We start from the raw sequence: 18,485 nt of genomic DNA on the forward strand, positions 1-18,485 counted from the left end.
AGTCCACGCCATCGGAGGGCACATGAAACGGGGGATCCGAGCCATCGCATGCGCGGCCGTCGCGTTGGCGCTGCCGGGTGCGGCATTCGCACTGACCGACGGCAGTGCGCAATACGACGACTGCATGCTCAATGCGCTGCGCGAAAGCCGCAACGGCGCGGCGGCGCAACTGATCCAGCGCTCGTGCGACGCGCTGTATCGCAACAACGCGATGCTGCTGCCGCGCGAGCGGCGTTTTCACGAGTGCGTCGTGCAGTCGCTGCCCGGCGTGCGCGACAATTATGCGATCCAGCAGATCATGTCGATCTGCTCGCGGCGCGGCGAGATGTGAGCCGGCGTTGAACGCGCCACACCGTGCGGCCGTCGTCGATCGGCCGCGCCAATGAAAAAGGCCTGCGCGATGCAGGCCTTTTCGTTCAGCGGTCCGACGGGTGGGCGGCGTTCAGAACGACGCGACCATCGAGCCCTTGAACTGCTTCTTGATGAATTCCCGCACTTCCGGCGACTGGTATGCCTTGACCAGCTTCTTCACCCACGGCTGGTCCTTGTCCTTCGCGCGCACGGCGATCAGGTTCGCATACGGGCTCGTCAGCGATTCGAGCGCGATCGCGTCCTTGGTCGGCTGCAGGTTCGCGGCGAGCGCGTAGTTCGTGTTGATCACGGCCGCGTCGACGTCCGACAGCACGCGCGGCAGTTGCGCGGCGTCGAGTTCGGAGATCTTCAGCTTCTTCGGGTTGTCGGCAATGTCGAGCACCGTCGCGTTGTTGCCGCCCGTGCCGGCGCCCGCCTTCAGCTTGATCACGCCTTGCGTCTGCAGCAGCAGCAGCGCGCGGTTCTCGTTCGACGGATCGTTCGGCACCGCGACCTTCGCGCCTTGCGGCAGGTCCTTCAGCGCCTTGAACTTCTTCGAGTACACGCCCATCGGCGAGATGTAGGTCAGGCCCGCGCTGACCAGCTTGTAGCCGCGCTGCTTCACCTGGCTGTCGAGGTAGGGCTGGTGCTGGAAGCTGTTCGCGTCGAGGTCGCCCGAGTCGAGCGCCGCGTTCGGCTGCACGTAGTCGTTGAACTCGATGACCTTCACGTTCAGGCCTTCCTTCTCCTTCGCGACCTTCTGCACGAGCTGCCACACTTCCGAATCCGGGCCGGCGACCGTGCCGACCTTGATCACCTTGTCTTCGGCGTGCGCGCCTGCCGACAGCGTCAGTGCTGCACCGGTGGCCAGCACGGAAAATACCTTCAGGAGACTGCGACGCTTCATCTGTTTCTCGCTTTCTTGCTTACTGGATGACTGAAAATGGGGCGCGATACGGGTATGCCCCGACTCGCAGGAAGGGGTAAATGGTGTCACAGGATCCGCGGGAAGTGAAATACATCCCGCTCATATGGGTATGCACCGCAGCGGTGCTGGCAGGGGTGGCGCGACTCGGCCGTTAGTTGCATTTGTGCGAGTCGCGCATCGGCCCGAGCGCGTTACGCCACCGCCGCCCGGTCGGCCGCCTTCGTCTCGAATGCAGGCTCGCCCATCTGCCCGCCGACCCGGAACGCGCCGACCGTATCGCGCAGTCGCGCGGCCTGTTCCTGCAGCGACGCGGCGGCCGCGGCGGCCTCCTCGACGAGCGCCGCGTTCTGCTGCGTCACCTGGTCCATCTGCGTGACCGCGCGCCCGACCTGCGTGATGCCGCTCGCCTGCTCCTCGGATGCCGCCGCGATCTCGCCCATGATGTCGGTCACGCGCGCGACGGCCTGCAGGATCTCGCCCATCGTCGTGCCGGCCTGGCCGACCAGCGTCGACCCGTTGCGCACGCGCTCGACCGAGTCGACGATCAGCTCGCGGATCTCCTTCGACGCCGTCGCGCTGCGCTGCGCGAGCGAACGCACTTCGCCCGCGACCACCGCGAAGCCGCGGCCCTGCTCGCCGGCGCGCGCGGCTTCGACCGCCGCGTTCAGCGCGAGGATGTTGGTCTGGAACGCGATGCCCTCGATCACGCCGATGATGTCGGCGATCTTGCGCGAGCTGTCGTCGATCTGGCCCATCGTGCCGATCACGCGGTTCACGACGTCGCTTCCCGTGCGCGCGATCTCCGACGCGCTGTTCGCGAGCCCGCTCGCCTGCCGCGCGTTGTCGGCGTTCTGCTTCACGGTTGCGGTCAACTGCTCCATGCTCGCGGCGGTTTCTTCCAGCGAGGCGGCCTGCTCCTCGGTGCGCTGCGACAGGTCGTCGTTGCCGGCCGAGATCTGGCGGCTCGCCGACGCGATCGATCCGGCCGACTGGCGAATCCCGCCGATCGTCGCCTGCAGCCGTGCCTGCATGTCGTGCATCGCGGCCATCATGCTCGTGCGGTCCCCCGCGCGAACCGGCACCGGCTGCGTCAGGTCGCCCTGCGCGATGCGCGTCGCGAGCGCGGCCGCTTCGTCGGGCTCGCCGCCGAGGCTGCTGCGCACGTTGCGGATGATCACCAGCATCGCCGCGCTGATCACGAAGCCGATCACGAACACGACCGCGAGGTGGCCGAGCAGCGTCCGGTAGTAGATGGTGTCGATGTCCTTCAGGAACACGCCGCTCGAGATGTTCCAGTCCCACGGCGCGAAGCGCGTGACGTAGCTGATCTTCGGCACGGCGGTCTCGCTGTGCGGCAGGCGCCCGCGATACTCGGCGAAGCCGCTGCCGGTTTCCTTCGCGGCGTTCAGGATCGTGACGAACAGCGGCTTGCCGTCCGGGTCGAGATAGTCGCCGACCTGCGTGTTGACCAGCTTCGGCAGCGTCGGATGCATCAGCACGACCGGCTTCGAGTCCATCACGAACACGTAGCCCGAATCGCCGTAGCGCATCGCGGCGAGGCTCGCGAGCGCGTCGCGCTTCGCGTCGGCCTCGGGCAGCGTGCCGCTCTGCGCGAGTGCGTGATACGCCTTCACGATGCCGGCCGCCGAATCGACGAGATTCGCGATGCCTGCCTTGCGTTCGGCGAGCATCGTCGCGCGCGTCTCGTACGCGCTCCATGCGCCGACGCCCAGGAGACCGATCCATACCAGCGCAAGCGCGAGCCACAGCTTGCGGTTCAAACTCATTCTGCTCATCTGCGTGCCTCTGTCGATGTCGATGCGCACGCTGCGCGCGAACGGCCTGCCGCGCGCAAACGCTTGCCCATTCATTTACGGCACCGAGGCTTACAACTTGAATACGGCCGGCGCCGCGAACCGGCGATCGACAGGCCGCCCGCGCCCCGCGCCGCACAGCGGCCGCCGGCGCGACAGTCCGCATCCGCTGTGCTAAAAAGACCGGCCAGCCGGCACACGAAGAGCCGGCGCCATTCCGAGGGCCACCCATGTACGTCATCGACATTCACTACACCGCATCGCTCGAGCGCATCGACGACGCGCTCGAACGCCATCGCGCATTCCTGCAGCCGCAGTTCGACAAGGGCATCTTCATCGCAGCGGGGCCGAAGGTGCCGCGCGAAGGCGGCGTGATCCTCGCGGCCCGCATCGATCGCGACGAGCTGGACGCGATCCTGAAGACCGATCCGTTCGTCATCGAGGGGCTCGCCACGTATCGCGTGACGGAATTCCGGATCACGCGTGCCGCATCCGGCTTCAACGTGCCCGCGCTGCCGTAACGCGACGCCTGCGCGACCTCTGCACGATACGCGCGCAGGCCGACACGCCGCCCCACGGGCGGCGCATGCAAACAACGAAGAGAGAGGGAAAACGTGACGGCGCGAGGCGGCCGTCACGTGATCGCCGGGCCGGGCGCCCGGCGGCTACTGGTCAGTCGACCAGCAGCTTCAGGTCGTGGACCCACGGGCCGGGGCCCTGGCCGTCGCGCACGAACAGGCGCAGCTTGCCGTCGCGGTCGAACACGTAGCTCGCGGCCGTGTGATCCATCGTGTAGCTGCCGGGCGTCTTGCCGGGCACCTTCGCGTAGTACACGCGGAAATCCTTCGTGACCTTCTTGAGTGCCGCTTCGTCGGCCGGCCGCAGGCCGATGAACGACGGATCGAACGCGGGCACGTACTGGCCGAGCAGCGCCGGCGTGTCACGCTCCGGATCGACGGTGACGAACAGCACCTGCACGCGCTTCGCGGCATCGGGTCCGAGCTGCTTCAGCGCTTCGGACAGCTCGGCCATCGTCGTCGGGCACACGTCCGGGCAGTGCGTATAGCCGAAGAACATCACGACGGCCTTACCCTTGAAGTCGGCGAGCGTGCGCACCTTGCCGGCCGTATCGGGCAGCGAGAAATCGCTGCCGAACTGCGTGTTGCCGGTGATGTCGAGATTCTGGAATTTCGGCGCGTTGTCGCATCCGGCGAGCAGCAGCGCTGCCGTGAATGCGCATGCGAGCATCCAGCCTTGGCGCGCGCGGCGCCCGAACCGTGATTGGAGCATTGCGTTCAAACCGTGCGGTTACACGCCGAGCAGCGGGCGTGCATAGTGATCGACGAGCAGCGCGGCGAACAGCAGCGACAGGTAGACGATCGAGTAGCGGAAGGCCTTGCGGGCGAGTTCGTCCGAGTAGTCGCGATGGATCTTCCACGCATACGCGAGGAACACCGCGCCGAGCAGCACCGCGCTCGTCAGGTAGACGGCCCCGCTCATCCCGGAGATGAACGGCATCAGCGTGACCGCGAACAGGATCACCGTGTACAGCAGGATGTGCAGCCGCGTGAACTTCTCGCCGTGCGTGACCGGCAGCATCGGCAGCCCCGCGTTCTCGTAATCCTTGCGGCGATACAGCGCGAGCACCCAGAAATGTGGCGGCGTCCACACGAAGATGATCAGCACGAGGATCCACGCGTCGCCCGGCACCGCGCCGGTGACCGCGGCCCAGCCGAGCGCCGGCGGCATCGCGCCCGATGCGCCGCCGATCACGATGTTCTGCGGCGTCATCGGCTTGAGCAGCAGCGTGTAGATCACCGCGTAGCCGACGAACGTGGCGATCGTCAGCCACATCGTCAGCGGGTTCGTGAACGTATAGAGCGTCCATGCGCCGACACTGCCGAGCACGGCCGAAAAGAGCAGGATCTGCGGGGTCGTGATCTCGCCGCGCGCGGACGGGCGCCACGCGGTGCGGCGCATCATCGCGTCGATCTTCTGTTCGACGAGGCAGTTGATCGCGAACGCGGCGCCGGCCAGCAGCCAGATGCCGACCGTACCGCCGATCAGCACGTGCCACGGCACCATGCCCGGCGTCGCGAGGAACATGCCGATCACCGCGCAGAACACCGCGAGCTGCGTGACACGCGGCTTCGTCAGCGCCATGTATTGCGAAAACCGGCTACCGGGCGATTGGGAGAGGGTGCTTTGCATGGGGGCGGTCACGCCGGGGCGGCGTCGCGCACAGGCTGCGCGACACGGCCGGGGCGGCTTGAAAGGATGCGAAAGTTTAACATGACGACGAGCAGCAGCAGGATCGCGGCCCCGCCGTTGTGCGCGACGGCGACCGGCAGCGGCCACTGCAGCACGATGTTGGTCAGGCCCGTCACGAACTGCAGCAGGACGACCAGCAGCACGCCGTTCGCGGGCCGCCGCAGCGACTCGAAGCGGCGCATCTTCAGCGCGAACGCGACCAGGTAGGCGACCACCACGAACGCGAACGTGCGGTGCGTCCAGTGGATCGCGACCAGCGCGTCCTGCGTGATCGCCTCGCCGTCCTTCGTCATCCCGAGCGCGCGCCACAGGTGGAAGCCGTGCTGGAAGTCCATCGGCGGAATCCACTGGCCGTTGCAGGTCGGGAAGTCGGTGCACGCGAGCACCGCGTAGTTGGTGCTCACCCAGCCGCCGAGCGCGATCTGCACGACCAGCAGCACGAGCGCCGCGAGCGCGGCCGCGCGATAGCGGCCGGCTTCGGGGTCATGCGCCGGCAGCGGCGTTTGCCGCGCCGCGAGCCAGCCGAGCGTGCCGAGCAGCGCGAGGCCGAGCAGCAGGTGGATCGTGACGATCACCGGCTGCAGCTTCATCGTGACCGTCCATGCGCCGAACGCGCCCTGCACGAGGATCAGCAGCAGCAGGCTCGTCGGCCACCACGGCGACACGTGCAGCGGGCGGCGGCGTAGCCGCGCGGACCACGCGATCACGACCTGCGCGATGATCAGCACGCCGATCGCCATCGCGAAATAGCGGTGGATCATCTCGATCCACGCCTTCGACATGCTGACGGGGCCCGTCGGCATCGCCTGGTGCGCGGCCGTGATCGCGGCATGCGCGATGAACGGCGACGACGTGCCGTAGCAGCCGGGCCAGTCCGGGCAGCCGAGCCCCGAATCGGTCAGCCGCGTGAAGCCGCCGAACATCACCAGGTCGAGCGTCAGGAAGGTGGTGATCCACACCAGCTTGCGAAACTTGTTGTCGTCGGCCTTCACCCACACGTACGACAGCGGCAGCAGCGCGATGCAGAAGCCGATCAGGCCGAGTTGCAGTAGATACGCCATCGGTTCAATGCCTCTCGTGTTGCGTTAGCCGATGCTCGACCACTTCAGCAGCTTCGTCACGTCCGCCTTGATCTTGCCGGGGTTCGGATCCTTCGGGAAACGCATCATCAGGTTGCCGTTCGGATCGACCATGTAGAGGTGGTCGCTGTCCTTCGTGCCGGCGTCGGCCGGCAGCCACGCGGCCACCGCGGCCGGATCGGCGACGAGCCGGCGCGTGTCGGGGTACGCGTCCAGCACCTTCTGCGGCATCGCGCCCGCATCGCTGCGCAGCCACACCATCGTGAGCCGGTGCCGCTCGCCCGCCTGCGTGACGCGGATCTGGCGCATGAAATAGAGCTTCTTCGCGCAGGCCTCGTCGCACGCGCTGCGGTCGGTCATCACGAACAGCCACACGCCGCGCAGCGACGACAGCGGCACGGTCTTGCCGGTTTCGTCGGTCACCTGCAGATCCGCGGGGATCGGGCGCTGCGGCTCGATCAGCGTGCCGTAGTTGGTCGAGCCGCCCTTCGGCTTGATCACGTAATAGGTGAAGTACGACGCGATCATCGGCGCGGCGCACACGAGACCCAGCAGCACGAGCATCCAGCGGCCGCGCTTGCGGGCCGCCGGCGACATCGGCGCAGCGGCCGAACCCTGACGGGGAGATTGCATGGACAAATCAGACCTCTCGAAACGAACCCGCGGCGCGAGCGCCGCGTCCTGGCATGGCGCTCACGCGCCGGCCGACTTCTTCGCCGCACGCCGCGCGGCGTACAGGCCGAAGCCGAGCGCGGCCGCCGCCATCGCCCACCACTGAAACATGTAACCGTAATTGCGCTCGACGCCGGTCGTCGCCGCCGGCCAGTCGCGCACGAGCTTGTCGCCGTCGTCGCTCGTCTGCTGGATCACGAACGGCTGCAGCGGCAGCCCCGTTTCCTTCGCATACGCGGCGACGTCCAGGTTCTGCCGGATCTTCTGGTGCGCCGCCGACCCGCCTTCGCCGAGCTCGAACGCCCGCGACGCGTCGGCGCGCGCGATGCCCACGATCTCGACGTCGCCCGCGGGCGTCGCGAACGGCTCGATCGCCGTACGATCGGCGATATTGCGCGGCAGCCAGCCGCGATTCACGAGCACGACGCCGCCGCCCGTGAGTTTAAACGGCATCACGACGTAAAAACCCGGCTGGTCGTTATACGGCCGATTGTCGAGGAACACGGCCTGCTCGGGCAGGAAGCGGCCTGTCGCACGCACGCGATGGAACTCGATCGACGCGAGCGGCATCGGCTGCGCGCCGACGTCGACGGGCGCCGCCTGCTCGTAGCGCGCGATGCTCGCCTGCAGCGCTTCCTTCTGGTGCGCGCGGTCGCGCTGCCAGAAACCGAGACGGATCGTGACCGCGACGACGACGAGGATCAGCAGCGCGGGCAGCCAGCGGATCTTCATCATGCGGCCCGCCCGGCACCTGCTGACAAGCGAAGTGCGATAATTATCCTCTTCCTTTCGAATTGCCGTCGTCCGGTTCGTGTCATGCACATACTCGTTCCCATCGCCTTCGTCCTCATCATTGCCAGCATGGGCTCGGCGCTCTACTTCATGATGCACGACCGCGGCCACACGAAACGCATGGTCTGGTCGCTCGCCACCCGCGTCGGGCTGTCGGTGTCGCTGTTCCTGCTCATCCTGATCGCGAACGCGATGGGCTGGATCCATTCGACCGGCCTGCCGATCGGGCGTTGATCGATTCGCCGCCGCCGCCGCCGCTGTGACATTTCGCCGCACGGCCGCGGCACCAAGCAAAAGCGCCGCCTGACTGAGTCGCGGCGGCGCCCGAGGGGTGAGGCCTGCAGTCACGCTGCCCGGCCGACCCAATGAAAACGGCCCGCGCATTGCTGCGCGGGCCGTTGTTCCATTTACAGCCAGTAGACGACGACGTACAGGCCGAGCCAGACGACGTCGACGAAGTGCCAGTACCACGCGGCGCCTTCGAATGCGAAGTGGTGATCGGGCTTGAAGTGGCCGCGGATCATCCGCACCAGCACCACCGCGAGCATCGTGCCGCCGAGGAACACGTGGAAGCCGTGGAAGCCGGTCAGCAGGAAGAACGTCGAACCGTACACGCCCGAGTTCAGCGTCAGGTTCAGTTCGTTGTACGCGTGGTAGTACTCGAAGCCCTGCAGGAACAGGAAGCAGATACCGAACACGAGCGTCGCGGCCAGCCAGGCGATCGCCTTCTTGCGATGATCGTCACGCAGCGCGTGGTGCGAAATCGTCAGCGTCACGCCCGACGACAGCAGGAATGCGGTGTTCAGCGTCGGGATCGGCCACGGGCCCATCGTCTTGAAGTGACCGGCGAGCGCGGCGGGGCCTTCGTTCGGCCACACGGCGGAGAAATCCGGCCAGATCAGCTTGTAGTCGAGGCTGCCGAGCTGGTGCAGCGCGATTTCACGTGCATAGAACAGCGCGCCGAAGAACGCGCCGAAGAACATGACTTCCGAGAAGATGAACCAGCTCATGCTCCAGCGGTACGACTTGTCGACGTTCTTGCCGTAATGCCCGCCTTCCGATTCGGCGATCGCGTCGCCGAACCAGTGATACAGCGTGAAGAGCAACCACAGCAGGCCGAGCAGCGCCGTAAACGGCGCCCAGTCGTGACCGTTGATCCACAGCGCCGCCGATCCGAGCATGACCAGCAGGCCGATGGCCGCACTGATCGGATGGTGCGACGGATGCGGCACGAAATAGTACGGGGTCTGGTTTTGACCGCTCATGCTTGATTCTCCACTTCTGTCCAATTTGTGTACCGGAAACCGCTCCGGCTTTATTTCTTGCGCGGCGTGACCACCACCGCTCCTTCCTGCACGCGCCGCCGTGGCGCCGCGCACTGCATTCTTCTTTCGTGGCCGCGGGCTTCAGCCCACGACGGCACGCACGACCAGGATCAGCACGCCGATGAACAAACCGGCTGCCAACAACGCGACGATCAGCACGTGCAGCGGATTCAGCTGCGTCGCGTCGGCCTCCAGGTCACGCCGCTTGCGCACCCCGAAAAACGACCACAGCACCGCTTTCAGCGCCTGGCCGAACGACCCGCCCCGCTTGCCCTCCGTCATCGCCCCGCCTCCGTCGTCACGCGTCCGGCTTCGCCGCGCCCTGCGCCGCGGTCTTGCCCGGCGCCGGCGCCGGCGTGGCCGGCGTATTCAGCTCGAAGAACGTGTACGACAGCGTGATCGTCTTCACGTCCTTCGGCAGTTTCGGATCGATCACGAACACCACCGGCATCTTGCGCGACTCGTTCGCGGCCAGCGTCTGCTGCGTAAAGCAAAAGCACTCGATCTTCTTGAAGAACTCCGTCGCCTGCTTCGGCGCGTAGCTCGGAATCGCCTGCGCAACGACCGGCCGACCTTGCCCGTTCGTCACGTCGTACACGATCGTCATCAGCTCGCCCGGATGCACGTCGAGACTGTTGTGCTCCGGCTTGAAACCGAGCGGGCCGCGCGCGTTCGCATCGAACTCGACCGACACCGTGCGGCTATAGTCGACCTGCGAGTTCTTCACCTCGCGCTCGCTGACATCGCGCTGCACCAGGTTGTTGATGCCGGTGATCTGGCAGATCGCCCGATACATCGGGATCAGCGCGAAGCCGAAACCGAACATCAGCCCGGCCACGACGAAGAGCTTCACCAGCATCGAACGATTGAACGCGCGATCGACGGCGCCCTCTTCCGGCTTCGACATACGACAACTTCCTCGCTACTGCGTCTGTTGCTGCATCAGTGAGTGGACAGCCACCACTGCTTGATCACGACACCCACAAAAAAAACGGCGGCGATGACGAGCAGGGTGAGGCCGAGCCGCTTGTTGCCCGCGCGGATCTGCTCGGGCGTTCGTCTTTGTTGTGGATTCCGGTTCATCTGATACTTCGGTTCGGCGCCCGCCGCGCCTGCCTGCGCGGCAGGCAGCGGCGGAACGCACGGTGAAACTTACTCGACGTGCGGCGGTTGCTCGAACGTATGGAAGGGAGCCGGGCTCGGCACCGTCCACTCGAGGCCTTCCGCGCCATCCCACGGCTTGTCCGACGCCTTTTCCAGCTCGCCACCGCCACGGTAGGCCGGCAGCGCGACGGCGAACAGGAAGTACACCTGCGCGAGGCCGAAGCCGAATGCGCCGATCGTCGCCACCTGGTTGAAGTCCGTGAACTGCGCCGGGTAGTCCGCGTAGCGACGCGGCATGCCTGCGAGACCGACGAAGTGCATCGGGAAGAACGTCAGGTTGAAGAAGATCATCGACGCCCAGAAGTGGATCTTGCCGCGCGTCTCGTTGTACATCCAGCCCGTCCACTTCGGCGCCCAGTAGTACCAGCCCGAGAACAGCGCGAACAAGGAGCCGGCCACCAGCACGTAGTGGAAGTGCGCCACCACGAAGTAGGTCCCGTGATACTGGATGTCGAGCGGCGCCATCGCGAGCATCAGGCCCGTGAGACCGCCGAACGTGAACACGAACAGGAAGCCGATCGCGAACAGCATCGGGGTTTCGAACGTCATCGAGCCGCGCCACATCGTCGCGAGCCAGTTGAACACCTTCACGCCCGTCGGCACCGCGATCAGCATCGTCGCGTACATGAAGAACAGCTGGCCGGTCACCGGCATGCCCGTTGCGAACATGTGGTGCGCCCAGACCATGAACGACAGGATCGCGATCGAAGCCGTCGCGTACACCATCGAGCTATAGCCGAACAGCGTCTTGCGTGCGAACGCCGGGATCACCTGCGACACGATCCCGAACGCCGGCAGAATCATGATGTACACCTCGGGGTGGCCGAAGAACCAGAAGATGTGCTGGTACATCACCGGGTCGCCGCCGCCTGCCGCGTTGAAGAACGACGTGCCGAAGTGGCGGTCGAACAGCACCATCGTGATCGCGCCTGCCAGAACCGGCATCACGGCGATCAGCAGGTACGCCGTGATCAGCCACGTCCACGCGAACATCGGCATCTTCATCAGCGTCATGCCCGGTGCGCGCATGTTCAGGATCGTCACGACGATGTTGATCCCGCCCATGATCGACGATGCGCCCATGATGTGGACCGCGAAGATCGCGAAGTCCATGCCCGGGCCCATCTGCGTCGACAGCGGCGCGTACAGCGTCCAGCCGGCGGCCGTCGCGCCGCCCGGCGCGAAGAACGAACCGACCAGCAGCACGGCCGCGACCGGCAGCAGCCAGAAGCTGAAGTTGTTCATCCGCGCGAACGCCATGTCGGACGCGCCGATCTGCAGCGGAATCATCCAGTTCGCGAAGCCGACGAACGCCGGCATGATCGCGCCGAACACCATGATCAGGCCGTGCATCGTCGTGAGTTCGTTGAAGAACTCCGGACGCATGATCTGCAGGCCCGGTTCGAACAGCTCGGCCCGGATGGCGAGCGCCATCACGCCGCCCGACAGGAACATGATGAACGAGAACAACAGGTACAGCGTACCGATGTCCTTGTGGTTGGTGGCGAACAGCCAGCGGCGCCAGCCGTGCGGCATTTCGTGCGCGTGGTCGTCGTGCGCGTGGTCCGCGGCTACGTCGTGCCCGATGCTAGACATGAGAATCTCCTAATGCGAATACGTCGACTAACTCAGCGACACGTCAAGCCGCCGGGCCGATCTCGACACGCCGGGCTTCCTTCGCGTCAGCCCCGCCCGTGATCGTTTCCGGCTTTTTGAGAATAATGTGGTCTTCCGCCACGCCTGCTGCCTTCAGCGCGTCGCGCACGGCTTGTGCGCGATGCTTCGCCAGTTCGGCGTTCGCGTCGGCCGAGCCCGTCTTGTCGGTAAAGCCCGACAGCGCGAGCTTCGCGTCCGGATGTGCCTTCGCATAGTCGGCCGCGGCGGCGATCGCCGCCTTCGCGTCGGCCGGCAGCACGCTCTTGCCCGTCTCGAAGTAGATCGTCGACAGTGCGGCCGAGGCCGCTGCCGCCGGTTGCTCCGCGCCCGACGCAGCCTGCGCCGGTGCCGAAGCGGCTTCCGCCGGTGCCGCTGCCGCTGCCGCTGCGCCCGCCGCGTCTTCCGGCAGCTTGCCGTTACGCGCGTCGGCCACTTGCTTCGGCTGCAGCAGGTCGTTCTTGTGGTTGCCCCACGAATTGCGTTCGTACGTGACGACCGACGCGATGTCGAGATCCGACAGCGACGCCCACGACGGCATCGCGCCCTTGCCGTGCAGCACGCGCTCGACGTGGGCGGCGATCGGGCCGTTCACGATCGGGCTGCCGTCCATGGCCGGGAACGCGCCGAGGCCCTTGCCGTTCACCTGGTGGCAGGCCGCGCAGTTCGCCTTGTAGACTTCCTCGCCGTGCGCGACGAGTTCAGCCATCGTGTAGACCTTGTTCGGATCGACTGCGGCGCTGGCCAGCTTGGCCTTCTGCGCGGTGACCCACTTCGCGTAGTCGTCATCCGACAGGACTTCGACCACGACCGGCATGTACGCGTGTTCCTTGCCGCACAGCTCGGTACAGAAACCGCGGAACGTACCGACCTTGTCGGCCTTGAACCACGTGTCGCGCACGAAGCCGGGGATCGCATCCTGCTTCACGCCGAACGCGGGCACGTACCACGAGTGGACGACGTCGTTCGCGGTCGTGATGATGCGGATCTTCTTGTTGACCGGCACGACGAGCGGGTTGTCGACTTCCTGCAGATAGGTGTCGGTGATCGGCTTCTTGCCCATCACTTCGTCACGCGGGGTGCTGAGCGTCGACAGGAAGCCGATGCCCTCGCCCGGGCCCTTCACGTAGTCGTAGCCCCACTTCCACTGGTAGCCGGTGACCTTGATCGTGAGATCGGCGTTCGTCGTGTCCTTCATCGCGACGACGGCCTTCGTCGCCGGCAGCGCCATCAGCACGACGATGACGAACGGCACGATCGTCCAGATGATCTCGACGGTCGTGCTTTCATGGAAATTGGCGGCCTTGTGGCCCTTGGATTTGCGGTGCGCGAAGATCGAATAGAACATCACGCCGAACACGCCGACGAAGATCACCGTACACAGGATGAGCATCATCGTGTGGAGATCGTAGAGCTCCTCGGCGATCTTCGTGACAGGCGGCTGAAAGTTGATCTCGTTGACACGGGGGCCGCCCGGGCTATCACCGACCGCCAGGGCGGCACCGGCAAAGAGCAATCCGCTGCATGCCAGCACGCCCGCGAGGGCTCGCTTGATTGTTTTCATAGCATCCTTACCCAAAATTTCCATTCAAACCCTCCCCCGTCGCAAGCGACCGGCCCTATCCGCCGGTGCCCGCGCCTCGTCAGCCGCAGCGCCTGAGCGATACGCGCAGTTCGTCGGCGAACTGCGCCCGCTTGTACTGCGCGAGATGCTGACCGATTACGACGGTCTGCCCGCGCGATACCAGCCGAATCGGATCGCGTGGCGTCGCACCCGGCTCGACCCGCACCCAGCGCGGGTTGAATTCGATCTGCGTGAGCCGCTCCGCATCCATCCGCTCGATCACGAGCCGGTGCGGATACAGCCTGATGCGTTCGTAATCGACCGCATGGCGAGCATAGATCGCAAATGCGACACCCACAGCCAGCAACTCGATTCCGGTGAAGGGCATGACGAGCCAAGCCCCCCGCCACATCAGCAATGTCGCGATCACCAGCGAGAAGCTCGCGAGCGACGCATAAAACAGCACGAACTGGCGCGGCGACGCCGAACAGTTGCGTTTCATCAGCCAGTCTTCGAGGACCGGCTCGCCGTTCGTCGTCTCCGCCAACACCCTCGCTGCTTCCATCGCCGCCTCACGCGAATGGCATGCGATGCATGCCTGCATCGGACTCGTCGGCCCGTATTGCGGGGACCCCGGGACGACAAGCTGACGCATTATAGGCGGGTTCAATGGCATCCACAAGCAAGCGACTATCGGCCCGCGAGCCAAGCGCGACAAGCTTCCCGGCCATTTTAGGCGCCAATTCGACCCCGCTTTGCGCCGCTAATTTCAGACATAACAAAACCCCTCTTTACCGCTTTACCGATTCTTCGGACGCCCCTTTCCGATGTCCTCGATGCGCACGATCCCGTGCCCTTCGGCGGTCGTGCGCGGCACGGCCTTCCACGCGTGGCCGTAGATCACTTCGAACGTCAGCGGAATCGTGCCGTCCTCGCGCCGGCGGGCCTCCAGCGCGTCGCCGAGCGCCGCGCGAAAGCGCCGCGTCGCACGCTGCGGCGCCTCGCGGTCGAACGGATAGGCGCCCCAGCGGCGCACGTCGGCCAGCAGCGAGTCGGGGGATTTGTAGGTGACGGTCAGCACTTCCTGATCCATCACGGGAATCTCGAAGCCGCTCTCGACGAGCATGTCGCCGAGGTCGTGCATGTCGACGAAATCGATCACGCGCGCGGCGGGCGGCGCCATGCCCAGCGCCGCTTCGGCGTCCGCGCAGGCCGCGCGCAGTTCGCGCAGCGTATCGGGGCCGAGCGTGCTGAACATCAGCAGCCCGTTCACGCGCAGCACGCGCTGCCATTCGGGCAGCACCGCGTCCGGGCGCGAATGCCAGTGGAGGGCGAGATTCGACCAGATCAGGTCGAACGCGCCGCCGGGGAACGGCAGCGCGGCGAAATCGGCCTGCGCGACGCGCGGGCCGCGCGGGCCCAGTGCGCGGCCGAGCGAGGCCGGCAGCCAGCGGCGCCAGCTCGTCTGCTCGACCTCGCGCTGCCCTGCTCGCGCGAGCATCGCGCCGGACAGGTCGACGCCGAACACGGGCGCCTCGGGAAAGCGCGCGCGCAGCGCCGGCAGGTCGTCGCCCGGGCCGCAGCCCGCGTCCAGCACGGCTGCGGGGCTCACCTTGATGTATTCGAGGCGCTCGTTCATGCGCTGCGCGATCTCGCGCGGCAGGAACGCGACCGCATCGAACGTGGCGGCACGGCGATCGAAGATCCGCCGCAGGCGCCTTGCGTCATTGGCCGGACGGCCGGTTGAAGTCGAAGCTGGGGACATGTCGGGCACACTGGCGAAGAGCCCGAAGTATACTCGCTCGCCTCGCAGGCTTCATTGAGGCGGGGTGTCAGGAGTGTTGCAATGATCCGCCGTTCCGCCCCGCGCACGATGCGCGTCGCTTTGTCGCAGGTTCGCGCGCTGGCAACGCGCGTCGCCGCGGCCGCGCTGCCGAATCGCTGCGCACTGTGCGGCAATTTGTCACACGGCGTGATTTGCGGTGCTTGCGACGCCGCGTACTGGAATGAAGCGCGGCTGCGCTGCGACGTCTGCGCGCTGCCGCTGGGCATCGGGCCATCGCGTTCGCCCCTGCTACGTGGCGCTCGCGCCGGCCGCGTTACAGCATACCGTTGCGACGCGTGCCGCACGGCGCCGCCGCCGTTCGATGCGACGCTCGCGCTGGCCGATTACCGCGCACCGCTCGACGGGCTCGCGCGCGGCCTGAAGTTTCACCGGCAACTCGCGCTCGGCACCGAATTCGCGGCGCGGCTCGCCCGGTTGATCGACGATACACCCGGCGCCGGCGGCTTCGACCTGGTGGCGCCCGTGCCGCTGTCGCACCGGCGGCTCGTTGCGCGCGGCTACAACCAGGCGTGGGCGATCGCGCGTCCGCTCGCGCGGCGGCTCGGCGTGCGCGCGGATGCGGTGCTGCTCGCGCGCGTCGCCGACACCGCGCCGCAGTCGCGGCTCGACCGGCACGCACGACGCGACAACGTGATGGCGGCATTCGCGGTGGCGGGTGGCGTCGCGGGCCGCCACGTCGCGCTCGTCGACGACGTGATGACGTCCGGCGCGACGCTCGCGGCCGCCGCGCATGCACTGAAGGCGGCGGGCGCCACGCACGTGACGAATCTGGTTGCGCTGCGCACCGCCAGGGATTAATTAGATAGAGAGGCCAGCCGCCCGAGCACGGCGGCGGCCGCCACGAACCGGCCGGCCGGGAGCGCGCGTTGCGCCGCCCCGGCCGGCCCAGCCAGACCGAAACATGTTCAACGTCGTCCTCGTCGCCCCCGAAATTCCGCCGAACACCGGCAACGTGATCCGCCTGTGCGCCAACACGGGCGCGCGCCTGCACCTGATCGAGCCGCTCGGCTTCCCGCTCGACGACGCGCGGATGCGCCGCGCGGGCCTCGACTATCACGAATATGCGCAGATGCGCGTGCACCGCGACTGGGACGCGTTCGTCGCGACGGAAACGCCCGACCCCGCGCGGATGTTCGCGTTCACGACGCGCGGCTCGGGCCGCTTCCACGATCACGCGTTCCTGCCCGGCGACTGGTTCGTGTTCGGCTCGGAAACGCGCGGCCTGCCCGCCGAGTTGATCGAGCGCTTCCCGAACGAACAGCGCGTGCGCCTGCCGATGCGGCCGGACAATCGCAGCCTGAACCTGTCGAACACGGTCGCGGTGGTCGTGTTCGAGGCGTGGCGCCAGGCCGGCTTCGAAGGCGGCGCATGACGCCTGCACGGCGCAGCCCGCCCCGCGGGACGCGTCACGTCCGTGCGAGCCGCGCGCGATACAGGTCGTAGATGTCGGGAGAAAAACACGCGAACACCACGCGTGCGAGGTTCGGCGCCTGCGGCAGCATTTCGGCAACGGTGCCCACCGCGATCTCGACGGCTTCCTCGGCCGGATAGCGATAGATGCCGCAACTGATCGCCGGGAACGCGATCGACGTCGCCGCGACCTCCTCGGCCAGCTCGATCGCGCGCCGGTAGCACGACGCGAGCAGGTCGGCCTCGCCGCGCCCGCCGCCGTGCCACACGGGCCCGACCGCATGGATCACGTAGCGCGCCGGCAGCCCGTGGCCGCGCGTGAGCTTGGCGTCGCCCGTCTCGCAGCCGCCGAGCGTGCGGCATTCGGCAAGCAGGCCGGGGCCGGCCGCGCGATGGATCGCGCCGTCGACGCCGCCCCCGCCGAGCAGCGAGCCGTTCGCGGCGTTGACGATCGCGTCGACATCGAGCGTCGTGATGTCGACGACCTGCGCATCGAGCGTGGTGGAATGGATCTGCAGCATGACAACCTCCCGGAACGCCGGAGACTGTTCAAGCGTAGCGCGCTTTGACACCGCGCGCCCGCAGCGAACACGGCACCCAAAGGCGCCGGGTCGTATTACTCGGCGCGCGCGTCGCGCCGCAGCAGGCCGCTGACGGCGTCGCGCGGCGCGATGCCGTCGAACAGCACGCCGCACACGGCTTCGGTGATCGGCATTTCGATCGACTGCGCGCGTGCGATGGCCAGCACGGCCTGCGCGCAGCGCACGCCTTCGGCCACGTGGCCGAGCGCGCCGAGGATGTCGTTCAGCGTGCGGCCGGCCGCCAGCTGCAGGCCGACCGTGCGGTTGCGCGACAGGTCGCCCGTGGCGGTGAGGATCAGGTCGCCGAGGCCCGTGAGGCCCGTGAAGGTTTCCGCCCGGCCGCCGAGCGCGACACCGAGGCGCGACATTTCGGCGAGGCCGCGCGTAATCAGCGCGGCGCGCGCGTTCAGCCCGAGGCCGAGACCGTCGGCGATGCCGGTCGCGATCGCGAGCACGTTCTTCACCGCGCCGCCGACCTCGACGCCGACCACGTCGTCACCTGTATAGATCCGCATCGCGCCGTGATGGAACGCGGCGAGCGTGCGCTCGCGGCATTCGACGGACGTGCTCGCCACCGTCAGCGCGACGGGCAGCAACTGCCCGACCTCGCGAGCGAAGCTCGGCCCCGACAGCACGCCGTTGCTGCACTGCTCGGGCAGCTCGGCCGCGATCACCTGATGCGGCAGCAGATGCGTGTCGGCCTCGAAGCCCTTGCAGACCCAGACGACATGCGCGGGCACGCAGCCTGCGTCGCGCATCGCGTGACACAGCGTGCGCAACCCGGCCACCGGCGCGGCGATCACGCACAGTGCGTCGTCCGCGGCGCCATGCGCGAGCGCGGCGCCGAGATCGGCGTCGTAGCGCAACGCGTCAGGCAGCGCGATGCCGTCCAGATAGCGGGAATTTTCGTGCCGGGCCTGCAGCCCGGCGATGAGCGCGGCGTCGCGCGCCCACAAAAGCGTATCGTGCCGCGCGGCCAGATGGCCCGCGAGCGCGGTGCCCCACGCACCGGCGCCGAGAACGGCTACTTTCATA

General features: G+C 67.1%; 22 protein-coding genes. 5 read left to right on the plus strand and 17 right to left on the minus strand.

Annotated features, from left to right (window positions below; genetic code table 11):
- Positions 1-22 precede the first annotated feature (22 nt).
- Positions 23-331 (plus strand): VF_A0006 family four-cysteine protein, encoded by a 309-nt coding sequence (locus tag CFB39_RS15770; protein WP_089473594.1) that lies wholly within the window; start codon positions 23-25, stop codon positions 329-331.
- Between the two features lie 111 nt (positions 332-442).
- Here the strand turns inward: CFB39_RS15770 and CFB39_RS15775 are convergent, their stop codons facing one another.
- Together CFB39_RS15775 and CFB39_RS15780 are read right to left on the minus strand one after the other, a co-directional pair.
- Positions 443-1,258, minus strand: a complete 816-nt coding sequence (locus CFB39_RS15775; RefSeq protein WP_089473595.1) for a MetQ/NlpA family ABC transporter substrate-binding protein — start codon at positions 1,256-1,258, stop codon at positions 443-445.
- A 212-nt stretch (positions 1,259-1,470) separates the two neighbouring features.
- Positions 1,471-3,075: a methyl-accepting chemotaxis protein gene (locus tag CFB39_RS15780; protein WP_089473796.1), complete on the minus strand. Its 1,605-nt coding sequence runs from the start codon at positions 3,073-3,075 to the stop codon at positions 1,471-1,473.
- Between the two features lie 248 nt (positions 3,076-3,323).
- Here CFB39_RS15780 and CFB39_RS15785 point away from each other — a divergent pair, with 248 nt between their 5' ends.
- Positions 3,324-3,614, plus strand: coding sequence for a YciI family protein (locus CFB39_RS15785; RefSeq protein ID WP_069248921.1), 291 nt, complete (start codon positions 3,324-3,326; stop codon positions 3,612-3,614).
- A gap of 151 nt (positions 3,615-3,765) precedes the next feature.
- On the opposite strand, the gene CFB39_RS15790 is transcribed toward CFB39_RS15785, so the two are convergent.
- The 5 genes from CFB39_RS15790 to CFB39_RS15810 are packed head-to-tail and all read right to left on the minus strand — an operon-like array spanning position 3,766 to position 7,847.
- Complete coding sequence (locus CFB39_RS15790; protein ID WP_043187233.1) at positions 3,766-4,383, minus strand: SCO family protein; 618 nt, start codon at positions 4,381-4,383, stop codon at positions 3,766-3,768.
- Positions 4,384-4,401: 18 nt separating this feature from the next.
- Positions 4,402-5,304, minus strand: a complete 903-nt coding sequence (cyoE, locus tag CFB39_RS15795; RefSeq protein WP_006477738.1) for a heme o synthase — start codon at positions 5,302-5,304, stop codon at positions 4,402-4,404.
- Positions 5,305-5,312: 8 nt separating this feature from the next.
- Entirely contained in the window at positions 5,313-6,425 is a 1,113-nt protein-coding gene (locus CFB39_RS15800; protein WP_089473596.1) for a heme A synthase, read from the minus strand.
- A gap of 24 nt (positions 6,426-6,449) precedes the next feature.
- A complete protein-coding gene (locus tag CFB39_RS15805) occupies positions 6,450-7,076 on the minus strand; it encodes a cytochrome C oxidase subunit I (RefSeq protein WP_089431714.1) in 627 nt (208 codons plus the stop codon).
- Between the two features lie 60 nt (positions 7,077-7,136).
- Complete coding sequence (locus CFB39_RS15810; protein ID WP_241026164.1) at positions 7,137-7,847, minus strand: SURF1 family protein; 711 nt, start codon at positions 7,845-7,847, stop codon at positions 7,137-7,139.
- Positions 7,848-7,931: 84 nt separating this feature from the next.
- Here CFB39_RS15810 and CFB39_RS15815 point away from each other — a divergent pair, with 84 nt between their 5' ends.
- Entirely contained in the window at positions 7,932-8,141 is a 210-nt protein-coding gene (locus tag CFB39_RS15815; RefSeq protein ID WP_089426386.1) for a twin transmembrane helix small protein, read from the plus strand.
- Between the two features lie 173 nt (positions 8,142-8,314).
- Here CFB39_RS15815 and CFB39_RS15820 read toward each other — a convergent pair whose 3' ends face one another.
- The 8 genes from CFB39_RS15820 to CFB39_RS15855 form a co-directional block, all read right to left on the minus strand.
- On the minus strand, positions 8,315-9,172 hold the full coding sequence (locus CFB39_RS15820) for a cytochrome c oxidase subunit 3 (protein ID WP_027789064.1): 858 nt from the start codon (positions 9,170-9,172) through the stop codon (positions 8,315-8,317).
- Positions 9,173-9,313: 141 nt separating this feature from the next.
- Positions 9,314-9,514, minus strand: coding sequence for a DUF2970 domain-containing protein (locus CFB39_RS15825; protein ID WP_089426387.1), 201 nt, complete (start codon positions 9,512-9,514; stop codon positions 9,314-9,316).
- Positions 9,515-9,530: 16 nt separating this feature from the next.
- On the minus strand, positions 9,531-10,139 hold the full coding sequence (locus tag CFB39_RS15830; RefSeq protein WP_089426388.1) for a cytochrome c oxidase assembly protein: 609 nt from the start codon (positions 10,137-10,139) through the stop codon (positions 9,531-9,533).
- 35 nt (positions 10,140-10,174) lie between these two features.
- Positions 10,175-10,315 (minus strand): cytochrome oxidase small assembly protein, encoded by a 141-nt coding sequence (locus CFB39_RS40230; RefSeq protein WP_017334314.1) that lies wholly within the window; start codon positions 10,313-10,315, stop codon positions 10,175-10,177.
- A 69-nt stretch (positions 10,316-10,384) separates the two neighbouring features.
- Positions 10,385-11,992, minus strand: coding sequence for a cytochrome c oxidase subunit I (gene ctaD, locus CFB39_RS15840; RefSeq protein ID WP_069248929.1), 1,608 nt, complete (start codon positions 11,990-11,992; stop codon positions 10,385-10,387).
- Between the two features lie 43 nt (positions 11,993-12,035).
- Positions 12,036-13,637: a cytochrome c oxidase subunit II gene (gene coxB / locus CFB39_RS15845; RefSeq protein WP_089473598.1), complete on the minus strand. Its 1,602-nt coding sequence runs from the start codon at positions 13,635-13,637 to the stop codon at positions 12,036-12,038.
- Positions 13,638-13,692: 55 nt separating this feature from the next.
- A complete protein-coding gene (locus CFB39_RS15850; RefSeq protein WP_089473599.1) occupies positions 13,693-14,217 on the minus strand; it encodes a DUF2244 domain-containing protein in 525 nt (174 codons plus the stop codon).
- Positions 14,218-14,412: 195 nt separating this feature from the next.
- Positions 14,413-15,378, minus strand: coding sequence for a methyltransferase domain-containing protein (locus CFB39_RS15855; protein ID WP_089426390.1), 966 nt, complete (start codon positions 15,376-15,378; stop codon positions 14,413-14,415).
- A gap of 81 nt (positions 15,379-15,459) precedes the next feature.
- Here CFB39_RS15855 and CFB39_RS15860 point away from each other — a divergent pair, with 81 nt between their 5' ends.
- Complete coding sequence (locus CFB39_RS15860; RefSeq protein WP_089473600.1) at positions 15,460-16,257, plus strand: ComF family protein; 798 nt, start codon at positions 15,460-15,462, stop codon at positions 16,255-16,257.
- A 103-nt stretch (positions 16,258-16,360) separates the two neighbouring features.
- Positions 16,361-16,831, plus strand: a complete 471-nt coding sequence (trmL, locus tag CFB39_RS15865) for a tRNA (uridine(34)/cytosine(34)/5-carboxymethylaminomethyluridine(34)-2'-O)-methyltransferase TrmL (protein ID WP_089473601.1) — start codon at positions 16,361-16,363, stop codon at positions 16,829-16,831.
- Between the two features lie 34 nt (positions 16,832-16,865).
- On the opposite strand, the gene CFB39_RS15870 is transcribed toward trmL, so the two are convergent.
- Together CFB39_RS15870 and CFB39_RS15875 are read right to left on the minus strand one after the other, a co-directional pair.
- Complete coding sequence (locus CFB39_RS15870; protein ID WP_089426392.1) at positions 16,866-17,390, minus strand: O-acetyl-ADP-ribose deacetylase; 525 nt, start codon at positions 17,388-17,390, stop codon at positions 16,866-16,868.
- A 95-nt stretch (positions 17,391-17,485) separates the two neighbouring features.
- Positions 17,486-18,484, minus strand: a complete 999-nt coding sequence (locus CFB39_RS15875; RefSeq protein WP_089473602.1) for an NAD(P)H-dependent glycerol-3-phosphate dehydrogenase — start codon at positions 18,482-18,484, stop codon at positions 17,486-17,488.
- Between the last annotated feature and the right edge of the window lies 1 nt (position 18,485).

Source organism: Burkholderia sp. AU6039 (assembly GCF_002223365.1).
In the GTDB taxonomy this organism is placed as follows: Bacteria; Pseudomonadota; Gammaproteobacteria; order Burkholderiales; family Burkholderiaceae; genus Burkholderia.